This is a genomic window from Paenilisteria newyorkensis (assembly GCF_000766145.1).
In the GTDB taxonomy this organism is placed as follows: Bacteria; Bacillota; Bacilli; order Lactobacillales; family Listeriaceae; genus Listeria_A; species Listeria_A newyorkensis.
On record NZ_JNFB01000045.1, the window covers coordinates 1 to 26349 of the forward strand.

The window sequence follows — 26349 nt, forward strand, 5'->3', positions numbered from 1 at the left end:
TTTAAGGCAACGGCAGCGGATCTATTTCACTTAGATTTAGCGTATGCTCCACCATTTGCAACGACAAAAGATCCTGTATTGTATACAGGTATGGCCTTAGACAATGCGATACATGATAATCCACTAATAACGCCAGAAACGCTCATTCAGAAACAAAATGAAGGCGAGAAAATGCAGATTATTGATACACGATCCAAAAAGCAGTTTGAAGCATCTTCTGTTAAAAATGCCATACACATTCCTTTGGCCGAGCTCCGAGAACAGGCCACGTTACTTGACCCTACAGTAATTACAGTAACCTACTGTAATAAAGGCGTAACAGGCAATGCAGCCCAGAATATTCTAAAAAACAAGGGATTCCAAACAGTCTATAATCTGTCTGGAGGCAACAAGAACTATCAATTATATTTGAATATGATTAGTGACTAAATAGTATTATAAGGTGAAAGATGTGCCAATGTATAGATGGCATGTCTTTCACCATTTTTGTTGTGTAATAAGTAATCAATACCTAACGGTAAATACTAACAGCTTGATGGTGATTTAGGGTGTACCCTAAATAGACACTCCGGATTCATTGCTTTATGCTGATTTTTAATGTAAAATTAGGGTGTAAAATAAATGAGTTCAAAAATGGAGTGATTTGGGGCATGAAAGTAGCATATGCGCGTGTAAGTTCCACGGATCAGAATTTAGATCGACAATTGGAAGAATTTAAAAGTCATGGTGCCGAGAAAATTTTTGTTGAGAAAAAATCCGGTGCTGATTTTATTAATCGCGAAGAATTTAGAAAAGCATTGGATTTTGTTCGCGAGGGAGATTTTTTGATGGTGGAGGCAATCGATCGGTTAGGTCGGGATTATGCTGAAATTATCCAAACCGTCAATGTACTGAAAGAAAAGAATATTGGTTTGATGGTTACGAGTATGCCTTTATTAAGTGAGCCAATTGGGGACCCACTTTTAGATCGTTTCGTAAAGGATTTAATCCTTCAGTTACTGGCGATGATTGCAGAACGAGAAAGAACGGAAAGTAAGAGAAGGCAAGCGCAGGGAATCGCGATTGCGAAGGAGAAAGGAGTCTATAAAGGTCGGCCGATTTTATATGCGGCAGATGCGAAGGATCCTCAAAAACAGGCAGTGTATCATCAGATTGTTCGGATGTTAGAAGAAGGACTTCCCATCAAACAAATTGCAGAAAAGAATCGAGTGACACGACCAACGATTTATCGAATTAAAGAAGAACTATATGATATAGAAGAAACACGTCATGAAATGAAGTGATTTTGACGAGATCTTCAAAAAATGCTATAATGAAACCAAGAAAAGGAAGCCATGCGCTAACATGACTTCCTTCCAGTAGCACCGTTAAAAAGACGGCGGCCGATTGTATAGTGTAACCATCAAATCCCGACCAAGCGATTGATGGTTATTTTTTTTGGTCGTTATTAAGCTTAATCAATGCAATAACAAGAGCGATTAGGGAGATCAAAAGACTTCCAAAACCGACTGCTAGTTGCAAAGCTTCTGCTACAGACACAAAGGCCTCTCCTTTCGTTAGAGTAGATACTTATTCGCATAAGCATCCCCCCTTTCATGTAAGGATAGCCACCATCTTTCACTCGCTACTAATTTTTATTATAACATACTTGCGGTGCCGTAATACAATGAAATAAGGCGATGTCAGAACGCATGGTTTTTGACAAGGATTAGAGTTAGAGGGGATAATAAAATCATACGATGGGTTAAATTTAAATGAGAGTAGGATTGTAACATGAATAATATCGAAAAAAAGAAACAAATTAGCTTTTCAAATTTTAAGAATTTAAATATCTTTGACAGTGAGCAGTTAGTGATGTTAAAAGGTGGTATACAAGCACTAAGACAGATATCCAACCCTTGTCGATTAATTCATTTTTGCGTAGATATGAGATGCTTTTTAGATGATTTTTTTAATAAGCGTACTCCATATAAACAAGTACAAAGTGAATCATGGTATGAGCCGGAAATTGACCAAGTCACAAAGAAGCCTAAAAAGCATCCTTCAAGGCAGAGTCATTTAATTTATTGGATTAAGAAAGAAATAGAAGCATATGATATTGATGTTCGAAAGGGTACAATAGATAAAATAAAATCATCAGATCATCTTGTAAAAATGTTGAATTCTTATGGAGGTATATGCAAGAAAATACATTCTGACGGAAAACTAGGCGCACTTTTGAATATATCTGATCAAGAGATTAAAGACCAAAAGAATGAAATCTTAAGTGATCTATACAATTTTTTTTACGCTTGCAAGAGATTTGATCTCAGATATGTTAGAATTTAATCTTGTTAAAAATGAATTACTGAGGTATTGCGTGTATAACTCATTTCAAAATTTGGAAAATGTAGGGTATCATGAAATTGAATGGGTTAGTGTATCGAATATAAATATACGAATAAATTCATATGGCGATTTTTTTGGTAAAGGGAAATGTGAGGTTGATTTAATCTTCCATTTAGGCGGTCGTAAAGATGGTGTACAGCATGACTTTGTAATAACACCGAATTTCACTTTTAAATTAGAAGCAGGAAAATCAATTAAAGATTTGCTAGTTGAAATTGATGAGAATTCAATTGATACGGATGCGTTTTATGAATAATGAAGTAAACGTGCATTAGAATTTGTTGTATCTGGATAAAGAATAAAGAAGATACCTATGATTTGACATTAATTTTACTTTATGGTAAAATTTTTTATCAGTTATTTTACTATTATGTAAAATTTCGGAGGAATTTAATAATGAAGGGAATTTTTGCTATGGACAGTCTATTTTGTTTCTATAGCGGCAAGGACCGAGATAAAGCTCCATGGGCATGGTTGCAAGGATACGATAACCCTGTAACCAGGTACGTAATAATGAAACTTCAAGATTCCGATACCATTTCTGAAATAGAGATTATTGATCAGAAAAATCAAATATTCCTTCTTAATATAAAATGTGATGAAGAAAATATTTGCTTAATCGGATATATCCATCATGAGTCACATGTATTATGTGGAAAAACTGATACTATGAATGGAGAAATTTTCAATCAAGATTTGCTGGATGTCATAACTATCATAGCAGAGTAAGCCCAACTCTTTTATCTCGGCCGCTTTGCGGCTGCAAAAACAAATAGAAGCATATAATTCCATTATGAAAAAAGTGCTGTACCGAAGGAGAAAAATAACGTACCGAAGTAAAGACTCAAAAAAAGGAGGGAAAAGATGAAAGAATAGTCAGTAGTGACTATCGAATATCTATCGTATTCTAGTAGGTTTTAGTAAAGAGGTATGAAAAGGAAGGAGGGTACTATTTAACATGAGTATTGAAAAAACATTTAATATGGACGAAATGCTTAATGATATAGGCGATATACATGGTAAGGAACTACAATTAAAATTACAGTTAAGTGCTAAAATAAAAGAGATAAGAAAAAATAATAAAATGACGCAAGTAAAGCTAGCGGAACTATCAAATGTACCTACCAAAACAATTTCATATTTGGAGAATGGAAAGAACTTTCCATCCATTCCTACTTTACTACGAATTACTGAGTCGATGGGAGCGACATTAAAAATTAGTATCCGTTAATAATACTTATAATATTTTATCTATGAGATGTATTTATAATTAAAAATCAAAATACCCAGATGAAAGAGGGATTAAAAATAAGCAGGATTCTTCGTATAAAACCATTTTAAATAATGGAATATACAAGGCTCCTGCTTTTCCTTAATTGAAGGAAGAGGTGATTTAGGTGGGAAAGGTGCCCAATAAAAAAATGATTAAGGTTGTATACTTTGATGAGGGATCGGCAACAGATTACATTGTAATTCAAAATGGTGGTCAAATTGATTGGTCAAAAAAAGAAAATAAGGAAAAATTGGCAAAAATGTTGACTGAGATAGATGTGCAAGCAAAAGGTGGATTTAATCTATTAGCGTTGGCGAAGGCGGCAATTTCAGGTTCAATGCAAGTTGGGTATGATGCAAGCTCTACAAAAATGGCAGAGAGCACAATAACGAATACGTTGCTTACAGACTATATAAAATTTGCCAATGAAGATAAACATATCTATAAATTTTATAATAAATATGTTTATGCCCCGGAAAATTCAGTTTCAATGTATAAAATGTATAGCTCTTATCTTAATATTGTCCCGAAAGATCAAATACCAATTGATTTAGGCGAATTAAATAATGCTATCTTGGGAGAACGAGGATATTATCAAATGTTAATATCTGATGATAATGGCAGAAAGCAAGTCTTACGTTTTAATATAAACACCTTTAAAAATGGATATACTTTAGCAGATTTATCAAAAATGAACTTAACATTTTTTGGTGTCAATGTAGGGACATGTATGGAAGCAGATTTATCAATGGAAAATGAATTTAAGTTTGAGACAGGAAGTAAGAAGCCACCTAGTGCACAAGAAGTGGTAAAAGGAGTTCAGGCAGTTGATGAAAACAGGCTAGAAATTTTTGATATTGTATTGGCAGGTGTTATGCGTGACCCGAGTTAATATTTTTTACGGATCTAAGAAAAAATTTAATGAAATTATCCCTGAAAAATATAGAACTTTGACGGATGTAGCTTATGAATCAGACAGAAATAGTAAGCAATTTTATATAGTTGTAAAGGGAGAAGATCAGAAAGAGACAACTGAAGAGAGAGTATCTATTGAAAATTTTGTGGCGAGTTCGGATGAATATGCTGGTGTAAGCGAGCATGTAATTATTAATTTCAATAATTTTATCGCTAAATTTAAAGTTGACAATATGTATTTGCATAATCCACCAATTCAAATTAGTAACCAAGTAAAACGTCTATATGATGAGGTGAAGATTAATTATCAGAACTACACGCAATTAAAAGTAGCTGATTTACAAACAATAAACAAAGAGTATAATAGCACTATTATTGGGCAGGAGTCTGTCAAAAACGAATTAATCCAGGCTTTATTTCCGCTAACTATCGAGACAAGAGTAAAACCCGTTGTAATTCTTTTCTATGGGAAATCTGGTATTGGAAAAACAGAAACAGCCAAATATATATCGAATATACTCGAGGAAACTTTGTTTAGAAAGCAATTTTCAATGTATCAAAATAATCAATTTGCAACCTATCTATTTGGGGGGGCTCACTACGAGAAGAGCTTTGCGAAAGACATGCTAGATAGAGAGTCAAATGTTTTATTGCTAGATGAATTTGATAAAGCACATGCATCATTTCATAGCGCATTTTATCAGCTTTTTGATGAAGGAACTTATGAAGACCAAAATTATAATTTGGATTTAAAAAAGTCAATTATAATATGTACGTCAAATTATTCGAGTTTAAACGAAATAGAAAAGCACTTGGGAAGCGCAATTTATAATCGATTTGATAAAGTTATACAGTTTTCTGATTTATCATTAGAGTCGAAAGCACAGATTGGGGAAAAAGAGTACATGGAGATTTCAACAATTTATAGACACTCTTTGAATAATGATATTAAGGTAAGGCTTGAAGGTAGTTATAAATATTGTGACAATGTAAGGCAAATTCGCCATTTGATAGAAGATACAATAGCTTTAGATATAGTATCAAAGACGCTGAATTAGTTTGGATAGGTTTAAACTAGTGAAAAGTCCAGAATTTAAGATATATAGACACGCTAAATGAGACCAGTAAGTAGAAACATACAGGTCTCATTTAGTGTTTCAAAGTTGGTCTATAAAGCCGAATCTATATAGAAGAAACGAGATGCTAAGACAGATATTTACTTCGTGTATCCGATTGCTAAAGAATGTCATACCAAGTCGATATCTATATCCGTATTTGGTTATATAGATTTTAGCAAAACACTAGTGTAAACTGAGATTATCACATTGTGATGTAACTAGATAAGGTGTTTGTTGAAGAGATTGACTACTATATATTGTATATGATATAGTGATAATAGATAAAAAGGCAATAATGCTAATAGTTTCAGTCACTTTAATTGAGAGCGCTAACAATTAAAGTGTGACGTGTTCAGTAGTTAGTGGTTGACTTCCAAAAAAGTCATCAATTAAAAAAGGGAGATGATTGTCATAGCAGATTTTATGGTAATAAAAAGATTTAACTCAAAGCAAGACGATATGGAGGTTGCGTCAAAAGAGCAGATTTTATCTTTATTAGATAATGGGGAAGAGTCTCAAAATATAAAGGATATTTTAGACAATATTGTCGAAGAAAAATGTAACATTGCTGGCTCGGCTCAAATAATTAAACTATTTAATCAAATTAATAATAAAAAAGATGATATGCGAATAACAGTAGAAGACATTTCTCTTGTTGGATTTGATGAAAAGCAGCTAATACTATCTTTTAATGAGGAAAGTACTGATGATTTGGCTTTTACCGCAAAAGGTATCTATTCTTTTAGCACAGATTTTTTAGATAAATTATTCAGTATGTCTAAATTTGCGAGATACTGTTTTAAAGTAAATGAAATTGACTTTTTACGAGACAGCTTGGATTATCTGTTAGATAAGACAGATGGTAAAATGATGCAGTATCGTTTTATTAGCGGTACGGGTAAAAATAAAGAGGATATGTATATTAGAGCGATTACTTCTAATCAATACAGAAACTTTGATAATAATATAGTGCTGTATCTTTGTTTAGTATCGATACATAATTATTCAAAGGTAATGAATAAGAAAGCCTATATTGAACAAGCTTATATTACAGATTCCAGCTTAGATTTAACTATAAAGTTAGATGAGAAAATCAAATTAAACAATTATTTTTCTATCGAGGTTGGTATTAACATCACAAATAGTGAAATTAGAGAAGGAGCTGTTCTTTTTGAGTTTATATATACTATTAGTGATAAGAACGGTAAGAAATCCACAGCAATGGGAGATACTGTTATAAAGATACAGCATAATAATAAATTTGAAACTGTGGGTTCGAAAATGAAAATGCTTCACAACTTAAAAGATCATACAGATGGAGTGCTAAATGGAATCAATGTTGCAAGGCTAGCTACAAAATTAGATGAAAATGTATTATTTTCTATCTTTAAAAATTTGGCAAGTTCAAAAACTCTTGAAAAAGGCACTAGATCTAAATTAGAAAAACTTCACAAGGAAGAGATAACTAGTAATACGTTAACGATAATAGAACTTTTTGAGAAGCTAGAGCAACTAAATACTTCTGTTGACGATAAAACATATATACAAAAAAAGTTTAATGACTTTTTAACTAATGGTCTCAAGTAAATATTTTTTGGATATTGCTTAAGGCTTAAGGATGAAAAAAGAACAGCTACCCAACATGATAGATTAAATGGTGTAAATTGTATGTTATTGATGCTTTGTTTGAGTCTCACTTAATGGCATTGTGGGATGCTGAAAATACAAAGCGAATCTAACACAATGGACTTGTGTTAGATTGGATAAAACGATGCGAGACATTGGGCGCGTAAGAGAGAAAATGACTTTTTGGCCTTTCTTTTTTCTTTCAGCTTTTTGAATAGCACATAACATATTCTATAGCAGTATTAAGTGATATTCGATAAAAGATGATATTTTTCCTTATGAATGCATACGCACCAAAACTACGAGCCAACCCCGCCCGTAGTTTTTATTTACGAAAAAACTAAATGAAACCGCTTTACAAATGAACTCAAAAAAGGTATGATATCTGTATAGTTAGTTCGATGCACAAACTAATTGGAATCTGCGTGATAATTTGATGAGGAGGCTATATATTATGAGTTATTTTCCACAAGTAGAGAAGATTCAATTTGAAGGTAAGGGGACGAAAAATCGGTTTGCGTTTCGTCATTATAAGGCGGATGAGGTTGTACTCGGTAAGCCGATGAAGGAGCATTTGCGTTTTGCTGTGGCGTACTGGCACACAATGACTCAGGATGGTAGTGATCCGTTTGGAATGCCTACGAATGAGCGTACTTGGATTGGCGCAACGGAGATGGATACGGCTAAAAATCGTGTTGAGGCGTTTTTTGAAATCCTTGAAAAATTGGGTGTGGAGTATTTCTGTTTCCACGATATCGATGTGGCTCCGGCTGGTAATTCGATTGAGGAGTTCATGAATAATCTGGATGAAATTACGGATCTGATTAAGGTGAAAATGGATCAGACGGGTATCAAATTGCTTTGGAATACGGCGAATATGTTCTCTCATCCGCGTTTTAATAATGGTGCGGGTTCGACAAATGATCCGGAAGTGTTTGCTTATGCGGCGGCGCAAGTGAAGAAGGGTCTGGATATTTCTAAGAAACTTGGCGGCGCGAACTATGTATTCTGGGGTGGTCGTGAGGGTTATGAGACGCTTTTAAACACGGATATGAAATTCGAGCAGGACAATATTGCGCGTCTTTTCAAAATGTCGATTGCTTATGGTGAGAAAATTGGTCACAAACCGCAATTCCTTATTGAGCCGAAACCCAAAGAGCCGTCAAAACATCAATATGATTTTGATGCAGCGACAACGATGGCGTTTATTAAGAATTATGGTTTAGAGGGTGACTTTAAGCTGAATTTGGAGGCGAATCACGCGACGCTTGCTGGGCATACTTTTGAGCATGAATTGCGTGTGGCTCGTGAATATGGGGCGCTGGGCTCGATTGATGCGAACCAAGGGGATATGTTGCTTGGTTGGGATACGGATGAGTTTCCAACGAACGTGATGGACGTGACGCTTGCGATGTATGAGATTTTGCAAAATGGTGGTATTGCTCCGGGTGGGGTGAACTTTGATGCGAAGGTTCGTCGTTCTTCTTTTGCAATGGAGGACTTGATACTTGCGCACATCGCGGGGATGGATACGTTTGCTCGCGGGTTGAAAGTGGCTGCGAAACTGATTGAGGACAAGTTTATTTCTGATTTGCTTGCTGAGCGTTATGGTAAGTGGACGAATACGGAGATTGGGAAGTCTATTTTGGCTGGGAAAGAGGATTTGGAGTCGCTTTCGAGCTATGCGTATAAACATGGTGACGCGATTGAACTGGAATCTAGCCATATCGAATATGTGAAATCTGTTTTGAATGATTACGTATTTTAAGCGAAGGAGTTTAGACTGATGGGCTATGTATTAGGTATTGATCTGGGAACGAGTTCGTTAAAAGGAATCGTCATGGATAAGGCGGGGCAAGTGATTGCGGAGGCGTCGGCGGAGTATGAGATTGATTCTCCGGCGCCGGGCTTTTCTGAGCAGCATCCGGAATATTGGGTGGTTGCTTGTGAAGAGGTGTTGACGCGGCTGAATATTGAAGTGGCGGATTTCAACGCGGAGCTTGAGGCTATCAGTTTTTCGGGGCAGATGCATTCGCTAGTGACGCTTGGCGATGAGGATGCGATTGTTTATCCGGCGATTTTGTGGAATGATGTGCGGACGACGAAGCAATGTACGCAGATTATGGCGGAGTTCGGCGATTCGATGATTGAAATTACGAAAAACATTGTGCTGGAAGGCTTTACGTTGCCAAAAATTTTATGGTTGCAGCAGAATAAACCAGAAGTCTGGGAAAAAGTTCGGAAAATTATGTTGCCAAAGGATTATTTGGCGTTCGTTTTGACGGGAAATATGCATTGTGAGTATTCGGATGCTGCGGGAACGTCGTTATTTGATATTGAAAAACAGGATTGGTCGGCGGAGATTTGCGAGAAGTTTGGAGTCGATATGGCTATTTTGCCGGATGTTGTGTCCTCGATGACGCAAGTTGGTGTGGTGAAAGCGAGTTATGCCAAGCGATTCGGCTTGAAACGGGAAGTGAAGGTGTTCGCTGGCGGCGCGGATAATGCGTGTGCTGCGCTCGGAGCGGGTGCGGTGAATGAGGATTATGCGCTCGTTTCGCTAGGTACCAGTGGTGTTTTCAGTTCGTTTGAGGCGAAAATATCGAATTATGAAGGAAAGCTGCATTTCTTTAATCATGTGATTCCGGATGCGAATTATTCGATGGGTGTGACGCTTGCCGCGGGAAACTCGTTGAACTGGTTTAAGAACACGTTTGGCAAGGGCCTCAGTTTTGCGGAGTTGTTGGCGGACGTTTATACGGTTGCGCCGGGCAGTGAGGGTCTGCTGTTTACGCCATATATTGTTGGTGAGCGGACGCCGCATATTGATTCGAAAATTCGTGGTAGTTTTGTCGGGATTGATACGCGCCACGAGCTTAAGCATTTTGCGCGTGCGGTGCTGGAGGGTATCACGTTTAGCCTGAAGGATGCGCAGATATTGATGGAAGATGCGAAAAATAAGAAGTTTAAGCAGATTATCAGTGTTGGTGGCGGTGCTAAAAATGCTGATTGGATGCAGATGCAGGCGGATATTTTCAATGCGGAAATGATTCGTTTAGAGGTGGAGCAGGGGCCGGGCGTTGGTGCGTGTATGCTGGCGGCTGTTGGTAATGGCTGGTTTGAGGATTTTGAGGCTTGCCGTGATGTCTTTGTGCAGTATAAGGACGCGACTTTTACCCCTCGTGCGGAAAATGTAGAGAAATATGAAAAACTGTATGAGATTTATACGCAGGTTTATCCGGCTACGAAGAATATTTGTGGTGCGTTGACGGATTTGCAAGAGATTTGAGAATAGGGACAGATGAGAGTGGTGTGAGTGCTCTTGTTTGTCCTTTTTTGTATTTTTCTTTTTTTAGATGTAATTTTCTGATTAAATATGGTATGATGAAAAAGATTGGGGATGTGATTTTAGTCGTATTTTTGTAAGCGCTTTACGAATGGGCTAACCACATAAAAAAGGTATTTACTTGGGATAATTACAAACAAAGTGGGAGGAAGAAGAATGAAGATTGGATCAAAAAGGTTTTTTGGGAGTTTGATGGTTGCTTTGCTCGCTTTATCACTTGCTTTTTCAGGGGTGTTTGATGCGCCAAAAGTGACTGCGGCTGAGTCGAAATCGCCGTATCGGAATGTGATGTATTATGGGGATTGGTCGATTACGGAATCGGAGGGTAAGTTTTATCCGAAAGATATTCCGGCGGACAAGTTGACGCATTTGAATTTTGCGTTTATGGATTTTGATAGCGCGGGAAATTTGGAGTTTACGGATAAGGATGCTGCGGTGAGTGCGGCTGTTGGGCAGAAGGCTGCGATGGGCGGTATTTTGAATGCGCTTCAGGACTTGCGTGCGACGAATCCGAATTTGAAAATTGGTGTTTCGTTAGGTGGTTGGTCGAAGTCAGGAGATTTTTCGGTGATGGCGGCTGATGATACGGCGCGTGCGAATTTTGTGGAAAATGTGTTGAAGTTTGTGAAATATACAAATATGGATTTCGTGGATGTGGATTGGGAGTATCCGAATTCGCCGCGGGATGGTGATTTATTGGATAATAAGGAGGATGAAGGGACGCCGAATGCCGGGCCTGCGGATAAGGAGAATTATGTGAAATTGCTGCAGGATTTGCGGACAGGGCTTGATGCGCAGGGCAAAACGCTGAACCGGACGTACGAGTTGTCGGTGGCTTTGCCGGCTTCGCAGTGGACGATGAGCCAAGGGATTGATTTGCCAAGGGTTTTTGAGATTATTGATTTTGGGAATATGATGACGTACGATATGCATGGGGCTTGGGACGCTATAACAGGCCATCAGACAGCGCTTTATGATAATCCAAATGATCCGTATGCGAGTTATGGATTATCGATTGATGGTGTGACGAAGTATTTGAAGAGTAAGGGTGTGCCTTCCGAGAAAATTGTTGTTGGCGCAGCGTTTTATACGCGTGGATGGGATACGGTTGCGGAAGGGCCGAACGCGGGTCAGCCGGGCTTATTTCAGCCAGTGGAGCGCACGAATAAAAATGCGGATGGTTCCACGAGTAACGGCGCGGACAATGAGAAGCCGCTTGTTGCTGGGGACGGCGGAACGGTTGGTGGAATTTGGGCATATCGCAGTATTGATACGTTGAAAGCGGTGACGCCGGGCTTGACGGAATATTGGGATGACGCGGCTAAGGCGCCGTATTTGTATAGTCGGGAAACGGGTGCATTTTTCACGTATGATAATGTGCGTTCGGTGACGGCTAAGGCAAACTATGTGAAGGATAATGGCTTGGGTGGAATGATTTCGTGGATGCAATCTCAGGATAAACCGACGACTTCGGCGAAACGTGAGGAACTGACAACCGCGATTAAAAACGGGATGTTTGGGACTGGAAAATTGGTCGGAAACGTGTTGCCGTATCAGGATTTAGCGATTGAAATGACAGTGACGCCGTACACGAATGATGGTACGGGATATGAGATTACGATTTTGAATAAAGAGGTTGCGAACGAGACGAGCGATGTTTTGAAAGCTACGGAAACCGCGGCTGAGACGATTAAGTTACCGAGACTTTACATTCCAATTCGGGATGGGGAGAAATTGATTGCTGCGGATGATAAGGCGGGCATTGTGAAATCGGAAAATGGCTATACGATCGTGGATTTGGCCTCTTCGGATGCGCGGCTTATTTCGCAAGGTGAGAGCTACACGTTCCGCTTGAAATCAAACGTGACGCCGACGGATCTGAAAACGGTAACTTTGGCGCAGCGGATGACGTCTTCGGGTCAGGAATTAGGCCAACAGCTGGTTTATGAAGGTACAGAAGTTCCGCCGAAAGTTGAGGATATTGCCGCGCCAAGTGTGCCTAGTAATTTGCGCGTGACGAAAGTGACTGGCGATGGGGTTGTTCTGAATTGGTCGGTTTCTAAGGATAACGTCGGGGTGACGGGCTATAAAGTGTATCGTGATAGTAAAGAAATCGCGATGGTTACAAAACCGACTTATACGGATAAAAACGTGACGCCTGGCGAGTCTTATAGTTATACAATTAAGGCGTTTGATGCGGCGGGAAATATTTCGGCGGATAGCAATAAGGTGACGGCGAAAATACCGGTCAGCACGACGCCAAATAAAGGAATAGACAAAGCGCCAGTTGCCAATCCGGTAGTGCAAACTGATACAAAGACACCAGAAAAAACGGGCAATTTACCACAAACTGGCGATGCATTTCCGCTTGGTTTAGTTTTGCTTGGAAGTATGCTTGCAGGGACGACTGTAGTTTATCTAAGAAGTCGTTAATGGAATAATGAAAATAGGCATGGTATGGCGCATTTGATGATGCGTCAATGTATCTGGCATGCCTATTTTCTTTTGTGAGGTAGGAGGTGGAAAATGAAAAATAGTATGATAGTGGTGATTATGTTTTCATTGATTTTGATGTTGGGATGTCAGAAAGAGGATGATGTGGTGAGAGAGGAAGTTTCGGTCAATCCGACGGCGGAGGAGGTTTTGAAGGGAAATCAGGATTTGGATATTTTTCAATGGGATGGTGTCATTTATCAGGCGAATATTGATTGGGTCGATGCGTTGGAGTTGACGAAAAAGGAGCAAATTGGTGAGATTAGGCGTACTTTTTCAGAGGTGAAAGGTTTCGGTGATGGGGATGCTACGCGTTTGCCTGCGGGTGCTAAGGTTTTTAATGTCACTGGGCGTGGTGATGTGCTGATTGTGGATGTCGGCGGGAAAACGAAGCATTATTTGGCGCTTATCGAGGGCTAGTTTTTTTGGTATACTATTTACATAAATGAAAGAGGTGTATGAAGATGAAGGAAAATAAATATGATAATCCGGCTTTTTTTGAGCAGTATAGTAAGATGAATCGCTCTGTTGCGGGCTTGAAGGGTGCAGGGGAATGGCATGAGTTTCAGAAAATGATGCCTGATTTCGCGGGGAAACGGGTGCTTGATCTCGGATGTGGTTTTGGTTGGCATTGTCTTTACGCGGTTGAAAATGGCGCGGAATCTGCGGTTGGTGTGGATTTGTCGGAAAATATGCTCGCGGAAGCACGTAGGAAAACGGATTCGCCTAAAATTACGTACATTCGGGAGTCGTTGGAGGATATCGATTTCCCAGCTGGGAGTTTTGATGTGGTGATTAGTTCGCTGGCGTTGCATTATATTGAGTCGTTTGAGACGATTTGCGAGAAGGTGAATCAGATTTTGACGCCGGATGGTGTTTTTGTGTTTTCTGTGGAGCATCCGGTTTTTACGGCACAAGGCACGCAAGATTGGTATTATGACGCGGATGGGAATAAATTGCATTGGCCGGTGGATCGGTATTTCACGGAAGGTTTGCGGACGGCGAATTTTCTTGGGGAGGATATCACGAAATACCACAAAACGTTGACGACTTATGTGAATTCGTTGCTTGAAACGGGCTTTGAGTTGGTGCGTTTAGTGGAGCCGGAGCCTGATGCGGCGATGTTGGCGAGTCATCCGGATATGCCAGATGAGTTACGCCGGCCGATGATGTTGCTGGTTTCGGCGCGGAAAAAGTAGCTGTTTATGCGTATTTATGTTGAATTTCCCTCAAATAGGCGACGAATCCATCGTAAAAATCACCATGATTGTGGACGGTGACGTGTGTGCCTAGTTGCAACAGAAAACGGTAGCCGGCTTCGTGATTTGGCAAGGTCACTTTTGCTGAGAAATGGGTTTCGTCTAGTGGTTCTATTGCTGTGGCTCCGAAGCGCAGGGCGATTTGTTCGCGGGCTATTTTGTCGACGATTAGGCTGACTTCCTTCATTTCGAACGGCGGTTGCGTTGCGGATGAGCGGAACGGTTTCAGACTAAATGGGCGCGATTCAAACGTTTCGGTGGACACTTCTAATTCGAGAACTCGCGATAGTTTGAATGTACGAAAGTCTTGGCGCTCCAAGCTAAACCCTTGTAAATACCACGACCGATTGCGGAAAAGTAAATGGTACGGCTCAACTTTACGCGTGGTTTGATTGCCATCGCGATCAATGTAGGTTAGGGTCACCAACTGTTGCTTTTTAATGGCCAAATGTAGCTGTTCCACATTCTCGTTAAATTCTTGTTTCATCGCCAAATTCGAAAAATCCAGTGAAATGGACGTGGCGGGAAGCTCGTTTTCGTGACCGAGCATGTTTTTCATTTTTTGCAGTGTTTTTTTAATATCGGCGGATGATAAAAGTTGCTCGAAACCGCTTAAACCAGTGATGATTGCGGTTAAATCTTCGACGGTGAGCAGTTTTTTGTCTACTTTATAGGTTGGCATAATGCCGATTCCGCCTTTGACGCCGGGCATCGTATAAATCGGGATATTCGCCATAGAAAGCGAGTCGATATCGCGATAAATGGTCCGTTTCGTCACTTCGAACATCGCCGCCATTTCCGAAGCGCTGACGAGTTCACGTTGAAGAAGTAACATAATAATGCCGATGAGCCGCTCAATTTTCATAATTTTTTCTCCTTAAAATCGGAATGATGACATACATCAGTCAACATTCGCGTGTTATAGTTACATCATAACAAATTTACAGTAACTTTTGGAGGGAAATAGCATGGCATTTGAAATTGTAAAATTAGATAAAGAAGTTTTTTCTGGAAGCAGAGTGGAGATCCCAGCGTTTAATCCACAAGAAGGTTTCGCGGTTATGAGTGGCGTGAAAGAGACGGCAATAGCGGATTTTGCGAAAACAGCGGAGGATTTCGTCGGCATTAACGCGAATATCGATGGCGTGCAAACATACCTTGTTGCAAAAGTTGGCACGGAGAGCGGCGACACATCGTTTGAAATTACGGAAGGGCAATATGCCAAATTCGTAACGAAAGAAACGGAGCGCACAGCAATCGACCAATTCATCGGCCAATCTTACGGCGAGGTCATGCACAGCGACACGGTTGGCGTTGCAGGAACGTTCAATTTAGAGGATTTGCGTGAAGCAGATTTCACGTTGTACATCCCAGTTGTAGCTAAATAATCTAAAAATGGAGCCCACACAAAACAGCGCGAGAAACTGTCTTGTGAGGGCTCTTTTTTATTGGATATTTTGGTCGAATTGTAAGTACACGACATGGGTTTGCAGGTATTCTTCGAGGCCGTGTTTCCCGTCTGCGCCACCGATTCCTGATTTGCGAGACCCAGCGTGGAAACCTTGCATCGCCTCAAAATTCTCCCGGTTTACATACGTTTCACCGAATTTCAGTTGACGAATCACTTTCATCGCGCGGTCTAGATTCGTCGTATAAACAGAGGAAGTTAAGCCATAATCGCAATCATTGGCGAGCTTAATCGCTTCATCTAGCGTTTTGAAAGTTCCGATCGGTGCGACTGGACCGAACACTTCATCGTGCATGATTTCCATGTCGTTGGTCGCGTCGCCAATCACGGTCGGCTGGAAGAAGAATCCGGTTCCTTCCACAGCTTTCCCACCAGTCAAAATGGTCGCACCTTGCGCAACGGCACGATTTACTTTTGCTTGGACGGATTGTTGGGCGCTCTTATTCACGAGAGGTCCCATATCGATGTCGCCGGATGTCAGTGGATTGCCATATTGAACGGCTTCCATTGCTTTCACAAATTTCGCGGTGAAGGCCTCTTTCACGTCTTCTTGCACGTAAATCCGCTCCACGCAGTTGCAAACTTGGCCGCTGTTAATAACGCGAGAATCAACAATTGCTTTGACGGCTAAATCTAAATCGGCGTCATTCAGAACGATTGCCGGTGCTTTTCCGCCGAGTTCCAGGTTCACTTTCGTAATATTCTCACTCGCCGCTTGCATCACTTTTTGGCCTGCAGGTTCGCTCCCAGTCAAGGAAACTAAGCCAATTTTTGGATTTCCCGCGAGTTCATCGCCAATCTCGCCGCCCCGCCCAGTGATCATGTTGTAGACACCTTTCGGTAAGCCGATTTCATCCACGATTTTGGTGAAAGCGACCGCGTTATTTGGCGATTCCGCACTCGGTTTTACCACAATCGTGTTCCCAGTAATGAGCGCTGGAGCCATTTTCCGAGCAATTAAGAAGAACGGGAAATTCCATGGCAAAATTCCAGTCGTGACCCCAATCGCTTTCTTGAATACGAAAATATGCTCATTTGGCCGATCACTTTGCAAAATTTCGCCTTCATATCTGCGCGCCCATTCTGCCATGTAGTCTAAATAATCAGCGGTGAAATTCACTTCAACCTCGGATAAAGCCAACGTTTTCCCGACTTCTTCTGAAATAAGTTTGGCGATTTCAGGTACTTGTTCCCGGATTTTTGCAGCGATTTTATGTAGATAAACGCCACGTTCTACAGCAGGTAGAGCTTCCCACGCGATTTGCGCATCTTCAGCAGCATCGATTGCCCGTTTTGCGTCCGCTTTTGTGGCTTTCGGTACTTGTGAAATAATTTCCTCTGTAGCCGGATTGATAACGTCAAAAAATTCGCCATCACTCGATAAAACAAATTCCCCATTGATATACATTTTATGTTGATTCATGTGATTTCCTCCTTGTTTCATGTTGTTTCTTGTGTATTAGTATAAAGAAACAAACAGAAACAAGCAAATATAACGCTTACAAATGTAGGGTATAAATGAAAACAAGAGAGAGTAACATGCCGAATATCATGCTCAGAAAGTTGCCAATCAAATAATATTCCGCAAACGTTCGGTTATTTTCCAGTTCTTTGAATCGCGCCAACGTTTTCAAGGCAATGATGATGGGAATCGCCGAATAGATTTGCAATACCATAAAAATGAGCAGTAGCAGTCGTTCTAAGCCACCAATATACCGCCCAGCTTTCAATTCTTTATTCGATACGACCGGTATTTCCTGATTTTTCGTCAAAATTATTTTGCCATTTTGTCCGTTTGCAGTACGAAATCTGCTAGGAAGTGGCATAGGAGTAATGGGAAAAGCAGATTAGTCACGACTAGCGCCTCCCATCATCCTCTGTAAATCGGCTAAATACGCCACAATATCCGAACGCACTTTTTTATATAGAAAATAGTCGGAATTAGCAATCAGAACGCTGACACGAGAGGAGATATCGGCTTTACTAAGCGCACTATAACCAAGCGCAGTGCCAACCTCAATATTACTATAATCAGGATGACTATCTTTGATACGAAACAAGTCGCGCTGTTTGTCACTTTTAATCAGCTTCTCAAAAGCAAGGAAAAACATTGCACCGAGCGCATTACCGAACGATTTGGCCTCCGCGATACAGTAGAATTTAAAAGGCTGCTTTTCGAAAAAATAGTCCGCATTGTTGTAGAGCGCGCTACGTTTCTGACTTTGCTGCGATTTCATGATTATTTTGGCCTTTTCAGAAGCTTCGATCGCGTTAATAATGCTGCTCCCGTTGACGATATTGATGTTCTGCAAATCTTCGGTAGGCGGTGTGTCGATATAGCCAATCCCAGCCCCGAAATAGAAATTAAGCGTTTCATCCGCAACGGCGGAAATCTCACTAAAGTGATGTCTAAAATCAGGCGAATAATATACCGTTAAACAATGACTATAAATCTCGAGCAGCAACTGGAAATCAGAAACACCACCAACGATTGCATCCCCATCCTTAATTGTAAACGGCGTCAGCAGATGATCTTGATAAGCCGCATTAATACTGTCCGCGATATAGGCGAGAATCTTCGTCCCATCATGCAGCGTAGAAAAGACGTGCCGGCTACTGCTAATATCAATATACACATAAATAGCCTCGAGTTTTACCGATTCCATCAAAAAACGACCTCCTTTTATATAGTGATAACTATATATTAGCACGTTTATATAGTGTTTGCTATATATTTTGTAAAATTATTCTTAGTTTTGCGAGAGCGCATACCAAAAAGCCCCAAACGAGGAGTAAGCAACTAGCAAAATTCTTGCTAAGCACTACCAGCTCCCAGTTTGAGGCTACATTTCCTACCTTATTTCAACGTCATTGTTCCATTATTAATCAAGTTCACATCGACAGCTTGATAGAAAGCATTCCCAGTATCCGCAATTTCCCAAACGCCAAGCACAACATAATAACCGTTACGGTCAGTTGGAAGCGGCACTTGATGGTTCACAGTTGTAGAAGTAGGAACCTCATTATGCGCATCAATCGTAGTCAACAACTCCAGGTCGCCACGAGTGAGCAGACTATTTGGATTCCAGCCTTTTTTCGTAATGTAATACTTGTATTCTTTCGTTCTATGAAGCGCAGTGAGCGTCCACGTGAAATTGTTTTGCCCGCCTAAAAGGTCTATGTGGTGCCAACGATCAGGAGTTTGTGCGTCCATTTCTGGAAACTTGCCTCCGCCCGCGATGGTACCGTCAGAAGGTCCGCCAAGTGGGAAATTCCCCGTCGCTTCAACACTTTGCGGCTCCCATTGAATCGCGCCAGCATTTTGGTTAATCCCCAATTTCGCCAAATATGCCCGACTTTCCGGTTTTGAAATGTAACCATGCGCTGATGCCCCCGGTGCAAACGTCGCGAACAACAATGCAAACGCGACTACAAATAAAACTGATTTACCCAAAAACTTCTTCATTTAACTAACACCCCTCGATTTTTTTTGAGCCATCTTCCACGCTCGCTATCTTGTTTACCCATCAGATTTAGAAACGAATCGCAAATATGTGAAAATGAAGCAATGTGCACATGGACTAGACCAATTCTTGTGTTTTGCAGTAGATAGAAAGAGCTGACCTGTTGGCGAGAAAGCGCTTTATCAGATAATCTATCTAGGTATTTTGGTTCTAATCGTGACATTCCAAACAAGCCGAAATGGGCGTCCTGCTCAACGCCTTTTCAACAGATATTACTAATAAGGAATTATTTTTAAGAGAGAGACATGCTCATATAGTAACGTTTGATATTGTGAAAAAAATAACTTGTCTCGATGCTTTGAATATACATACCAAATAAGCTATAATAGTATACGAGTATGCACATGCAGTTTCAAATTCATAATTTCACGAATCGAAAGTTTGTGATATTGTGAGAAATCTACACTATCTAGTTGGCCATATTTCATTATATTATCAATTAGGGGAGTCTCACTGGTCGGGAAATCAGGGAGTCAAGTTGTATTTTTGCGCAAAAATACACAGCAACAAACATCAAAAGGAAAGAAGGGGATTCGGGTGTCAAAAATGCTTAAGTCATTACTACTAACAGTCTCGCTAGTCTTTGTTGGACTTCTTAGCGGCTGTGGTGATTTGACGGTACTAGAACCAAAAGGTCCAGTAGCGCAAAGTCAAAGAGATTTAATCGTGTATTCGATTATTTTCATGCTTATCATTGTACTCACGATCTTCGTGTTATTCGTTATTATGATTACGAAATACCGCGAGAGAAAAGATCATTCCAACTACGAACCAAACATGCACGGTAGTACGAAATTAGAAATTTTATGGACGTTGATTCCGGTTGCGATCGTTATTGCATTAGCTATTCCAACAGTGCAAACGATTTACGCGAACGAAAAAGCGCCAGAGGTTACATCACACAAGGATCCAATTGTTATTTATGCGACTAGCGCAAACTGGAAATGGTTCTTTAGTTATCCAGATCAGTCGATTGAAACTGTAAACTATGTACATATTCCAACTGATCGACCGGTATTATTCAAGCTTACCGCGGCGGACTCGATGACGAGTTTCTGGGTGCCACAACTTGGTGGACAGAAGTACGCGATGAGTGGCATGACGATGGACTTATATTTGCAAGCGGACGAAACAGGCACGTTTAAAGGCCGTAACTCGAACTTTAACGGAGAAGGTTTTGCCGGACAAATATTTGATGTTGTTGCGCAAAAACCAGCCGATTTCGAGAAATGGGCGTTGAAAACGAAAGCAGATTCGCCGACTTTATCGCAAGACCGTTATGATAAATTATTATTACCAGGCAATGTGAAACCACAATCTTACGCGGGCACACATATGGCGTTTGTTGACCCAGCCGCAGATCCAGAGTACGTTTTCTATGCGTATAAACGTTTCGGCTTCGAACTGACAAATCCACATGATCCAAACGCAAAAGATACAAGAACGAAAGAGCCAATTTTGCCAGCGCGTCCGGTAACTATTACGAATCCGCGTTTTGAGCAAATGGACATGAAACCGATGATTATTCCGAATGGTACTGGTTACAAGAAAGATAAGCATTACGATGAGGAAATGAAAAAAATTGGTGACAAAATCAAAACCGATGAGGCAACAGATCACGATAAATCGGGACACTAAAAAGGGGGGTATTTCAACATGAGTTTAGATGAATTTATCATCACCGGCGACCCGCTGATTTTAGGAGCCCAAATTTCGATTGCTCTTGTCAGCATTGGTATCGTCGTGTTACTAACTTATACAAAGAAATGGAAGTGGCTATTCACGGAATGGATCGCTTCTGTTGACCACAAACGCCTTGGGATCATGTATCTCTTGGCAGCAGTACTAATGTTTTTCCGTGGTGGGGTCGATGCACTCATGATTCGTACCCAACTTGCGATGCCAGGGATGGAGTTTCTCGACGCCCAGCATTACAATGAGGTATTTACGACTCACGGAACTATTATGATCTTATTTATGGCGATGCCGTTCGTTATTGGTTTAATGAACATCGTTGTGCCGCTTCAAATCGGAGCGCGTGACGTTGCATTCCCATTCTTGAACAATTTAAGTTTCTGGACATTCTTTATGGGGGCAATGCTATTCAATATTTCCTTCGTAATCGGTGGTAGCCCAGCAGCTGGTTGGACGAACTATGCACCGCTCGCCGAGGAATTTAGTCCAGGTTATGGGATTAACTTCTACTTACTCGGAGTCCAGATCGCCGGTATTGGTACGCTGATGACCGGGATCAACTTCATGGTCACGATTCTGCGTATGCGAACGAAAGGCATGACTCTTATGAAAATGCCAATGTTCACGTGGACATCTCTGATCACTTGTTTAATTATCGTATTCGCGTTCCCAGTACTTACTGTGGCGCTAGCTTTAATGACGTTTGACCGTCTATTTGGGACGGCATTCTTCACGCTTGCAAATGGCGGAATTCCGATGATGTGGGCTAACCTGTTCTGGGTTTGGGGACATCCGGAAGTGTACATCGTTATTTTGCCGGCATTCGGTATTTTCTCCGAGATTATTTCGACATTCTCGAAGAAAAAACTATTCGGTTACCCAGCAATGGTAGCAGCAGTTGTTGTTATTTCCTTGCTAAGTTTCCTAGTTTGGGTCCATCACTTCTTCACAATGGGCTCCGGGGCAGCAGTTAACTCGTTCTTCTCGATTACGACGATGATGATTGCGATACCGACCGGAATCAAGATATTCAACTGGCTCTTTACCATGTACAAAGGGCGAATAACCTTCACCACACCGATGCTTTGGTCACTGGCATTCATACCGAACTTTGTTATTGGTGGGGTTACAGGGGTTATGCTCGCGATGGCAGCAGCCGATTATCAATATCACAACACGTATTTCCTAGTATCACATTTCCATTACGTACTGATCGCCGGAACCGTATTCTCCTGTTTTGCAGGTTTGATTTACTGGTATCCAAAAATGGTCGGTTATCGTTTGAATGAAAAAATTGGTAAGTGGTTCTTCTGGGTATTTGTGATTGGATTTAACGTATGTTTCTTCCCGCAATATTTCCTAGGACTTGATGGTATGCCACGTCGTATCAGCACATATGTGGAAGGCGACGGCTGGACTACATTGAACTTTATCTCATCTGTTGGTGCGTTCCTAATGGGAGCAGCATTCCTAATTCTATGTTGGAATATCGTTTACAGTTATAAACACTCTAAACGCGAAACAACTGGTGATCCGTGGGATGCGCGTACGCTTGAGTGGGCAACTTCTTCAGCTGTACCGCCAAAATATAACTTCGCTAAATTGCCAGAATGGAACGATTTGGACGATTTCTGGGAGAAAAAACAACGCGGCGAAACGTATAATGATGACAAAGAGTACAAACATATTCACATGCCAAACAATACATTGCTAGGTTTCGTCATGTCGGTGTTCTTCTTTATTGCTGGCTTCGGACTGGTCTTTTATTGGTATTGGCTTGGACTACTTGGCGGTCTTGGTGTACTTGCATGTCTTGCTTACCGTTCGTTCAAGAAAGACGACGGTTACCATGTGGAAGTACCTGAAATTGTGGCTACCGAGGAACAAGCAGCACGTGAATTTAAAACAGGCATAAAGGAGGGTAACCCATGGAACCTATAAAAGAAAATTCCAGCCTTCCGTTAGAATATCAATCGGAGCAAGGTCGTTTAAACATTCTGGGCTTCTGGATTTTCCTAGGCGCCGAGATTGCGTTATTCGGTACATTGTTTGCAACATATTTTGTTATGTATAGTGGTGGCTCCAACGCGGGTCATCCACCGTCCGAAATGTTCGAGTTACCGCTCGTTCTGATCATGACATTCCTACTTTTAACAAGTAGTTTTACGTGTGGTCTTGCTATTGGTGAGATGCGCAAAGGTAACGTCAAGCGTCTGATGATTTATTCGATTATCACGCTACTTCTTGGTGCAGGATTCGTAGGTTTCGAGATTTACGAGTTCGCACATTACGTATCAGAAGGTGTTACGCTGAAAGTCGGCTCTTATTGGTCCGCATTCTTCGTTTTACTGGGCACCCATGGTCTCCACGTAACGATTGGTTTGTTCTGGATCGCGTTTATCCTGATTCAAATAAAAATGCGCGGCTTAACCGCTCAAGCAGCATCAAAAGTATTCATTTCAAGCCTTTATTGGCATTTCCTAGACGTTGTGTGGATTTTCATCTTCACAGGTGTCTATCTGTTAGGGATGGTGAATTAATATGGCGAAAAATAAAGCGAACACGGCACACGCTGAAGAAGGCATTCCGTGGAAACATATCGTTGGTTTTGCCCTATCGATCGCGTTAACATTGCTAGCTGTCTGGGTTGTATTCGAATCTACGCTAAGTAAATCAGTAATCATTACGGTTATCTTTATCTTCGCGTTCATTCAAGCAGCATTGCAACTACTAATGTTCATGCACATGACGGAAGGCCAAAATGGACGTATCCAAGTCGGTAATATTCTATTCGCGGCATTCATTGCGATTGTTGTCGTTATGGGATCTTACTGGGTTATGGAAATTGGCCACATGAACCACCTCCTCTAAGTTCTGAAAGGGCACAAACGCTCATCTGCGTCGTTAAAGGCTGTGTTCCGATGCTCATGTACAAGTCGTACATTCCGCTTTGTTGAAGTACTTTGAAGCAAAGCGAATTAGAGCTTCAATATGCAGTGGAACGAAGTGAGGCTGCAGTCCTTTAAGGAGTCTTGCCTAGCATCTAAGCATTTGTGCCCTCTCAGAAGGTTTGGTGGGTTATTCTGGGCTTTTTTAAGAACAAATTTTAGACCTTTGGGATGGTGATTTTTTGCTGTTCTGGGGGTTTTTTATTCTTGACTTTACATTTATGGCAATCTATATTAACATAGGTCAGTATTTATGTATGGGAGGGTAGAGATGGATTATGTGAGGACTTCGTTGGTGCTTAAGGCTATGGCTGATCCGAATCGGATGAAGATTATTGATTTGCTTTCGGCTGGGAGTTTGTGTGGGTGTGATGTGTTGAAACATTTTGATTTTACGCAGCCGACGCTTTCTCATCATATGAAGGCGTTGGAGAAGGCCGGGATTGTTTCGGTGACGAAGAAGAGTCAGTGGCATTATTATACGTTGCGAACGGATTTTGTGGAGGATTTTATGGGGGCGATGGCGAAATTGCTTTCTAACGATGGACAGAATGATACGGATAAGGAGATAGTTATTACATGACATATGCACTAGAAATAACAGGCTTGAAAAAAGTTTATGCGACGGGCGTTGAGGCGCTGCGTGGGATTGATTTGACGGTTGAAGAAGGGGATTTTTATGCCTTGTTGGGGCCTAATGGTGCCGGGAAATCGACGACAATCGGGATTATTACGTCGCTTGTTAATAAGACATCGGGAAAAGTGAAGGTTTTTGATTATGATATTGATACGGATTTAGTGCGTGCGAAACAGCAGATTGGCTTGGTGCCGCAGGAGTTTAACTTTAATCCGTTTGAGACGGTGCAGCAAATTGTGGTGAATCAGGCGGGTTATTATGGGGTTTCTCGGAAAGAGGCGTTGAAACGGAGCGAGACGTATTTGAAGCAGTCTGGTCTGTGGGAAAAGCGTGATGTGCGTGCGCGGATGCTTTCTGGTGGGATGAAGCGCCGGTTGATGATTGCGCGTGCTTTGATGCATGAGCCGCGTTTGCTGATTTTGGATGAACCGACTGCGGGTGTGGATATTGAGTTGAGACGTGAGATGTGGGATTACCTGCGAGAGTTGAATGCAGGTGGAACAACGATTATCTTGACGACGCATTATCTGGAAGAGGCGGAAATGCTTTGCCGCAATATCGGGATTATTCAGTCGGGTGAGCTGATTGAAAATACGAGTATGAAAACTCTTTTAGGGAAATTGCAGTTTGAGACGTTTATTTTTGATTTGGCGCCTTTTGATAAGGAACCTGAGATTACGGGTTATAAGAGTTGTTTGGAGGATGATCAGACGCTTTCTGTGGAAGTGGAGCGTGATCAGGGCGTGAACGAGTTGTTTGAGCAGCTCACGAAACAAGGGATACAGGTTCTTTCGATGCGGAATAAATCGAATCGATTGGAAGAACTATTTTTGAAAATCACAGACGAGACACATCAAGCGGAGGGGAAACATGTTTAATCTTTATTTTACAGCTTTAAAAAGTTTAGCGGCTAAAGAAACGAATCGCTATATGCGGATTTGGATTCAAACCTTAGTGCCACCAGTGATTACGACATCATTGTATTTTGTTATTTTTGGAAATCTGATTGGCGGGCGAATCGGGCAGGTCGGCGGATTTTCTTATATGGAATTTATTGTACCCGGACTTATTATGATGTCTGTTATTACCAGCTCTTATTCCAATGTGTCGTCCTCGTTCTTTTCGCAGAAGTTCCAGAAAAATATTGAGGAGTTATTGATCGCGCCAGTGCCGACACACGTGATTATCTGGGGCTTTGTCCTCGGCGGAATCGGCAGAAGTATTCTCGTTGGGGCGCTAGTCACAATGGTTTCGCTGTTCTTTGTGCCGCTGCATGTGCATTCATGGTTATTGGTCATCATTACACTGCTCATGACGGCGATTTTATTCTCGTTAGCGGGGCTATTGAACGGGATTTTCGCGCAGTCTTTTGATGATGTGTCGATTATACCGACGTTCGTTTTGCAGCCATTGACGTATCTTGGTGGCGTATTTTATGCAATCTCGATGCTACCACCATTTTGGCAAGCCGTTTCAAAAGTCAATCCGATTGTGTATATGATTTCAGGATTCCGGTTCGGCTTTCTTGGAAAAACAGATATTTCGGTCTTGTGGTCGATGGCGATTTTGATCCTGTTTATCGTGGTGCTTTATGCGATTTGCTGGTATCTGATTGATAGAGGTCGGGGATTGAGAAGCTAATTATTAAAAAAAGACTGT

Annotated in this window: 29 protein-coding genes; 22 read left to right on the forward strand and 7 right to left on the reverse strand. The window is 41.1% G+C overall.

From position 1 onward, the window contains the following. Both EP58_RS15120 and EP58_RS15125 read left to right on the forward strand, forming a co-directional pair. The coding region (locus tag EP58_RS15120; protein WP_036094681.1) for a rhodanese-like domain-containing protein at window positions 1-429 on the forward strand (429 nt) is incomplete at its 5' end. Between the two features lie 221 nt (window positions 430-650). Further along, a complete protein-coding gene (locus EP58_RS15125; protein ID WP_036094682.1) occupies window positions 651-1283 on the forward strand; it encodes a recombinase family protein in 633 nt (210 codons plus the stop codon). A 145-nt stretch (window positions 1284-1428) separates the two neighbouring features. On the opposite strand, the gene EP58_RS17300 is transcribed toward EP58_RS15125, so the two are convergent. After that, window positions 1429-1539 carry a putative holin-like toxin gene (locus EP58_RS17300; RefSeq protein WP_077917947.1) on the reverse strand — a complete coding sequence of 37 codons (111 nt, stop codon included), beginning with the start codon at window positions 1537-1539 and terminating at the stop codon, window positions 1429-1431. A gap of 234 nt (window positions 1540-1773) precedes the next feature. On the opposite strand from EP58_RS17300, the gene EP58_RS15130 reads away from it, so the two are divergent. From EP58_RS15130 to EP58_RS15185, 12 genes are all read left to right on the forward strand, one after another. Further along, window positions 1774-2328: a pPIWI-associating nuclease domain-containing protein gene (locus EP58_RS15130; protein ID WP_036094683.1), complete on the forward strand. Its 555-nt coding sequence runs from the start codon at window positions 1774-1776 to the stop codon at window positions 2326-2328. Beyond that, window positions 2315-2644, forward strand: coding sequence for a hypothetical protein (locus tag EP58_RS15135; protein ID WP_036094684.1), 330 nt, complete (start codon window positions 2315-2317; stop codon window positions 2642-2644). The genes EP58_RS15130 and EP58_RS15135 overlap by 14 nt, the downstream gene beginning before the upstream one ends. Before the next feature lie 140 nt (window positions 2645-2784). Beyond that, entirely contained in the window at window positions 2785-3117 is a 333-nt protein-coding gene (locus EP58_RS15140; RefSeq protein ID WP_036094685.1) for a hypothetical protein, read from the forward strand. 229 nt (window positions 3118-3346) lie between these two features. After that, window positions 3347-3619, forward strand: coding sequence for a helix-turn-helix transcriptional regulator (locus EP58_RS15145; protein ID WP_036094686.1), 273 nt, complete (start codon window positions 3347-3349; stop codon window positions 3617-3619). A 190-nt stretch (window positions 3620-3809) separates the two neighbouring features. Beyond that, window positions 3810-4553: a DUF6414 family protein gene (locus tag EP58_RS15150; RefSeq protein ID WP_036094786.1), complete on the forward strand. Its 744-nt coding sequence runs from the start codon at window positions 3810-3812 to the stop codon at window positions 4551-4553. Next, a complete protein-coding gene (locus tag EP58_RS15155) occupies window positions 4540-5634 on the forward strand; it encodes an AAA family ATPase (RefSeq protein ID WP_036094687.1) in 1095 nt (364 codons plus the stop codon). Before EP58_RS15150 ends, EP58_RS15155 begins: the two co-directional genes overlap by 14 nt. A 462-nt stretch (window positions 5635-6096) precedes the next feature. Further along, a complete protein-coding gene (locus tag EP58_RS15160; RefSeq protein ID WP_052171469.1) occupies window positions 6097-7281 on the forward strand; it encodes a hypothetical protein in 1185 nt (394 codons plus the stop codon). A 493-nt stretch (window positions 7282-7774) separates the two neighbouring features. Beyond that, on the forward strand, window positions 7775-9088 hold the full coding sequence (gene xylA / locus EP58_RS15165; RefSeq protein WP_036094688.1) for a xylose isomerase: 1314 nt from the start codon (window positions 7775-7777) through the stop codon (window positions 9086-9088). 18 nt (window positions 9089-9106) lie between these two features. Continuing rightward, on the forward strand, window positions 9107-10609 hold the full coding sequence (xylB, locus tag EP58_RS15170; protein WP_036094689.1) for a xylulokinase: 1503 nt from the start codon (window positions 9107-9109) through the stop codon (window positions 10607-10609). A 213-nt stretch (window positions 10610-10822) separates the two neighbouring features. Further along, window positions 10823-13099, forward strand: coding sequence for a glycosyl hydrolase family 18 protein (locus EP58_RS15175; protein WP_052164958.1), 2277 nt, complete (start codon window positions 10823-10825; stop codon window positions 13097-13099). Window positions 13100-13192: 93 nt separating this feature from the next. Then, window positions 13193-13579 carry a hypothetical protein gene (locus EP58_RS15180; RefSeq protein WP_036094690.1) on the forward strand — a complete coding sequence of 129 codons (387 nt, stop codon included), beginning with the start codon at window positions 13193-13195 and terminating at the stop codon, window positions 13577-13579. Window positions 13580-13623: 44 nt separating this feature from the next. Then, on the forward strand, window positions 13624-14358 hold the full coding sequence (locus tag EP58_RS15185) for a class I SAM-dependent methyltransferase (protein ID WP_036094691.1): 735 nt from the start codon (window positions 13624-13626) through the stop codon (window positions 14356-14358). 4 nt (window positions 14359-14362) lie between these two features. Here the strand turns inward: EP58_RS15185 and EP58_RS15190 are convergent, their stop codons facing one another. Further along, window positions 14363-15283, reverse strand: a complete 921-nt coding sequence (locus tag EP58_RS15190) for a helix-turn-helix transcriptional regulator (RefSeq protein WP_036094692.1) — start codon at window positions 15281-15283, stop codon at window positions 14363-14365. Between the two features lie 103 nt (window positions 15284-15386). On the opposite strand from EP58_RS15190, the gene EP58_RS15195 reads away from it, so the two are divergent. Further along, a complete protein-coding gene (locus EP58_RS15195) occupies window positions 15387-15806 on the forward strand; it encodes an effector binding domain-containing protein (protein WP_036094693.1) in 420 nt (139 codons plus the stop codon). Between the two features lie 57 nt (window positions 15807-15863). On the opposite strand, the gene aldA is transcribed toward EP58_RS15195, so the two are convergent. From aldA to EP58_RS15215, 5 genes are all read right to left on the reverse strand, one after another. After that, entirely contained in the window at window positions 15864-17309 is a 1446-nt protein-coding gene (gene aldA / locus EP58_RS15200) for an aldehyde dehydrogenase (RefSeq protein WP_036094694.1), read from the reverse strand. A gap of 76 nt (window positions 17310-17385) precedes the next feature. Then, complete coding sequence (locus tag EP58_RS15205) at window positions 17386-17658, reverse strand: hypothetical protein (RefSeq protein WP_052171470.1); 273 nt, start codon at window positions 17656-17658, stop codon at window positions 17386-17388. Window positions 17659-17660: 2 nt separating this feature from the next. Then, the gene (locus tag EP58_RS17910; RefSeq protein ID WP_077917948.1) at window positions 17661-17741 is read right to left on the reverse strand and encodes a DUF3307 domain-containing protein; all 81 of its coding nucleotides are present in this window, start codon (window positions 17739-17741) and stop codon (window positions 17661-17663) included. Further along, window positions 17734-18552: a hypothetical protein gene (locus EP58_RS15210; protein WP_036094695.1), complete on the reverse strand. Its 819-nt coding sequence runs from the start codon at window positions 18550-18552 to the stop codon at window positions 17734-17736. The genes EP58_RS17910 and EP58_RS15210 overlap by 8 nt, the downstream gene beginning before the upstream one ends. A 191-nt stretch (window positions 18553-18743) precedes the next feature. Continuing rightward, window positions 18744-19352, reverse strand: coding sequence for a lytic polysaccharide monooxygenase (locus EP58_RS15215; RefSeq protein WP_036094696.1), 609 nt, complete (start codon window positions 19350-19352; stop codon window positions 18744-18746). A gap of 595 nt (window positions 19353-19947) precedes the next feature. Between EP58_RS15215 and qoxA the strand changes: the two genes are divergently transcribed. The 7 genes from qoxA (at window position 19948) to EP58_RS15250 (ending at window position 26331) form a co-directional block, all read left to right on the forward strand. Next, window positions 19948-21048, forward strand: a complete 1101-nt coding sequence (qoxA, locus tag EP58_RS15220) for a cytochrome aa3 quinol oxidase subunit II (protein ID WP_036094790.1) — start codon at window positions 19948-19950, stop codon at window positions 21046-21048. Between the two features lie 18 nt (window positions 21049-21066). Next, a complete protein-coding gene (qoxB, locus tag EP58_RS15225) occupies window positions 21067-23046 on the forward strand; it encodes a cytochrome aa3 quinol oxidase subunit I (RefSeq protein WP_036094697.1) in 1980 nt (659 codons plus the stop codon). Next, a complete protein-coding gene (gene qoxC, locus EP58_RS15230) occupies window positions 23034-23645 on the forward strand; it encodes a cytochrome aa3 quinol oxidase subunit III (protein WP_036094698.1) in 612 nt (203 codons plus the stop codon). The genes qoxB and qoxC overlap by 13 nt, the downstream gene beginning before the upstream one ends. Window position 23646: 1 nt before the next feature. Next, window positions 23647-23976, forward strand: a complete 330-nt coding sequence (qoxD, locus tag EP58_RS15235; RefSeq protein WP_036067086.1) for a cytochrome aa3 quinol oxidase subunit IV — start codon at window positions 23647-23649, stop codon at window positions 23974-23976. Window positions 23977-24324: 348 nt separating this feature from the next. Next, window positions 24325-24636, forward strand: a complete 312-nt coding sequence (locus tag EP58_RS15240; protein ID WP_036094699.1) for an ArsR/SmtB family transcription factor — start codon at window positions 24325-24327, stop codon at window positions 24634-24636. Then, window positions 24633-25568, forward strand: a complete 936-nt coding sequence (locus tag EP58_RS15245) for an ABC transporter ATP-binding protein (RefSeq protein WP_036094700.1) — start codon at window positions 24633-24635, stop codon at window positions 25566-25568. Before EP58_RS15240 ends, EP58_RS15245 begins: the two co-directional genes overlap by 4 nt. Beyond that, window positions 25561-26331: an ABC transporter permease gene (locus tag EP58_RS15250; RefSeq protein ID WP_036094701.1), complete on the forward strand. Its 771-nt coding sequence runs from the start codon at window positions 25561-25563 to the stop codon at window positions 26329-26331. Before EP58_RS15245 ends, EP58_RS15250 begins: the two co-directional genes overlap by 8 nt. Window positions 26332-26349 lie beyond the last annotated feature (18 nt).

Coding starts and splice junctions, on each gene's coding strand:
- EP58_RS15125 (WP_036094682.1), top strand. CDS start 651: ATGAAAGTAGCATATGCGCGTGTAAGTTCCACGGATCAGAATTTAGAT.
- EP58_RS15130 (WP_036094683.1), top strand. CDS start 1,774: ATGAATAATATCGAAAAAAAGAAACAAATTAGCTTTTCAAATTTTAAG.
- EP58_RS15135 (WP_036094684.1), top strand. CDS start 2,315: ATGTTAGAATTTAATCTTGTTAAAAATGAATTACTGAGGTATTGCGTG.
- EP58_RS15140 (WP_036094685.1), top strand. CDS start 2,785: ATGAAGGGAATTTTTGCTATGGACAGTCTATTTTGTTTCTATAGCGGC.
- EP58_RS15145 (WP_036094686.1), top strand. CDS start 3,347: ATGAGTATTGAAAAAACATTTAATATGGACGAAATGCTTAATGATATA.
- EP58_RS15150 (WP_036094786.1), top strand. CDS start 3,810: ATGATTAAGGTTGTATACTTTGATGAGGGATCGGCAACAGATTACATT.
- EP58_RS15160 (WP_052171469.1), top strand. CDS start 6,097: ATGATTGTCATAGCAGATTTTATGGTAATAAAAAGATTTAACTCAAAG.
- xylA (WP_036094688.1), top strand. CDS start 7,775: ATGAGTTATTTTCCACAAGTAGAGAAGATTCAATTTGAAGGTAAGGGG.
- xylB (WP_036094689.1), top strand. CDS start 9,107: ATGGGCTATGTATTAGGTATTGATCTGGGAACGAGTTCGTTAAAAGGA.
- EP58_RS15175 (WP_052164958.1), top strand. CDS start 10,823: ATGAAGATTGGATCAAAAAGGTTTTTTGGGAGTTTGATGGTTGCTTTG.
- EP58_RS15180 (WP_036094690.1), top strand. CDS start 13,193: ATGAAAAATAGTATGATAGTGGTGATTATGTTTTCATTGATTTTGATG.
- EP58_RS15185 (WP_036094691.1), top strand. CDS start 13,624: ATGAAGGAAAATAAATATGATAATCCGGCTTTTTTTGAGCAGTATAGT.
- EP58_RS15190 (WP_036094692.1), bottom strand. CDS start 15,283: ATGAAAATTGAGCGGCTCATCGGCATTATTATGTTACTTCTTCAACGT.
- EP58_RS15195 (WP_036094693.1), top strand. CDS start 15,387: ATGGCATTTGAAATTGTAAAATTAGATAAAGAAGTTTTTTCTGGAAGC.
- aldA (WP_036094694.1), bottom strand. CDS start 17,309: ATGAATCAACATAAAATGTATATCAATGGGGAATTTGTTTTATCGAGT.
- EP58_RS15210 (WP_036094695.1), bottom strand. CDS start 18,552: ATGGAATCGGTAAAACTCGAGGCTATTTATGTGTATATTGATATTAGC.
- EP58_RS15215 (WP_036094696.1), bottom strand. CDS start 19,352: ATGAAGAAGTTTTTGGGTAAATCAGTTTTATTTGTAGTCGCGTTTGCA.
- qoxB (WP_036094697.1), top strand. CDS start 21,067: ATGAGTTTAGATGAATTTATCATCACCGGCGACCCGCTGATTTTAGGA.
- qoxC (WP_036094698.1), top strand. CDS start 23,034: ATGGAACCTATAAAAGAAAATTCCAGCCTTCCGTTAGAATATCAATCG.
- qoxD (WP_036067086.1), top strand. CDS start 23,647: ATGGCGAAAAATAAAGCGAACACGGCACACGCTGAAGAAGGCATTCCG.
- EP58_RS15240 (WP_036094699.1), top strand. CDS start 24,325: ATGGATTATGTGAGGACTTCGTTGGTGCTTAAGGCTATGGCTGATCCG.
- EP58_RS15245 (WP_036094700.1), top strand. CDS start 24,633: ATGACATATGCACTAGAAATAACAGGCTTGAAAAAAGTTTATGCGACG.
- EP58_RS15250 (WP_036094701.1), top strand. CDS start 25,561: ATGTTTAATCTTTATTTTACAGCTTTAAAAAGTTTAGCGGCTAAAGAA.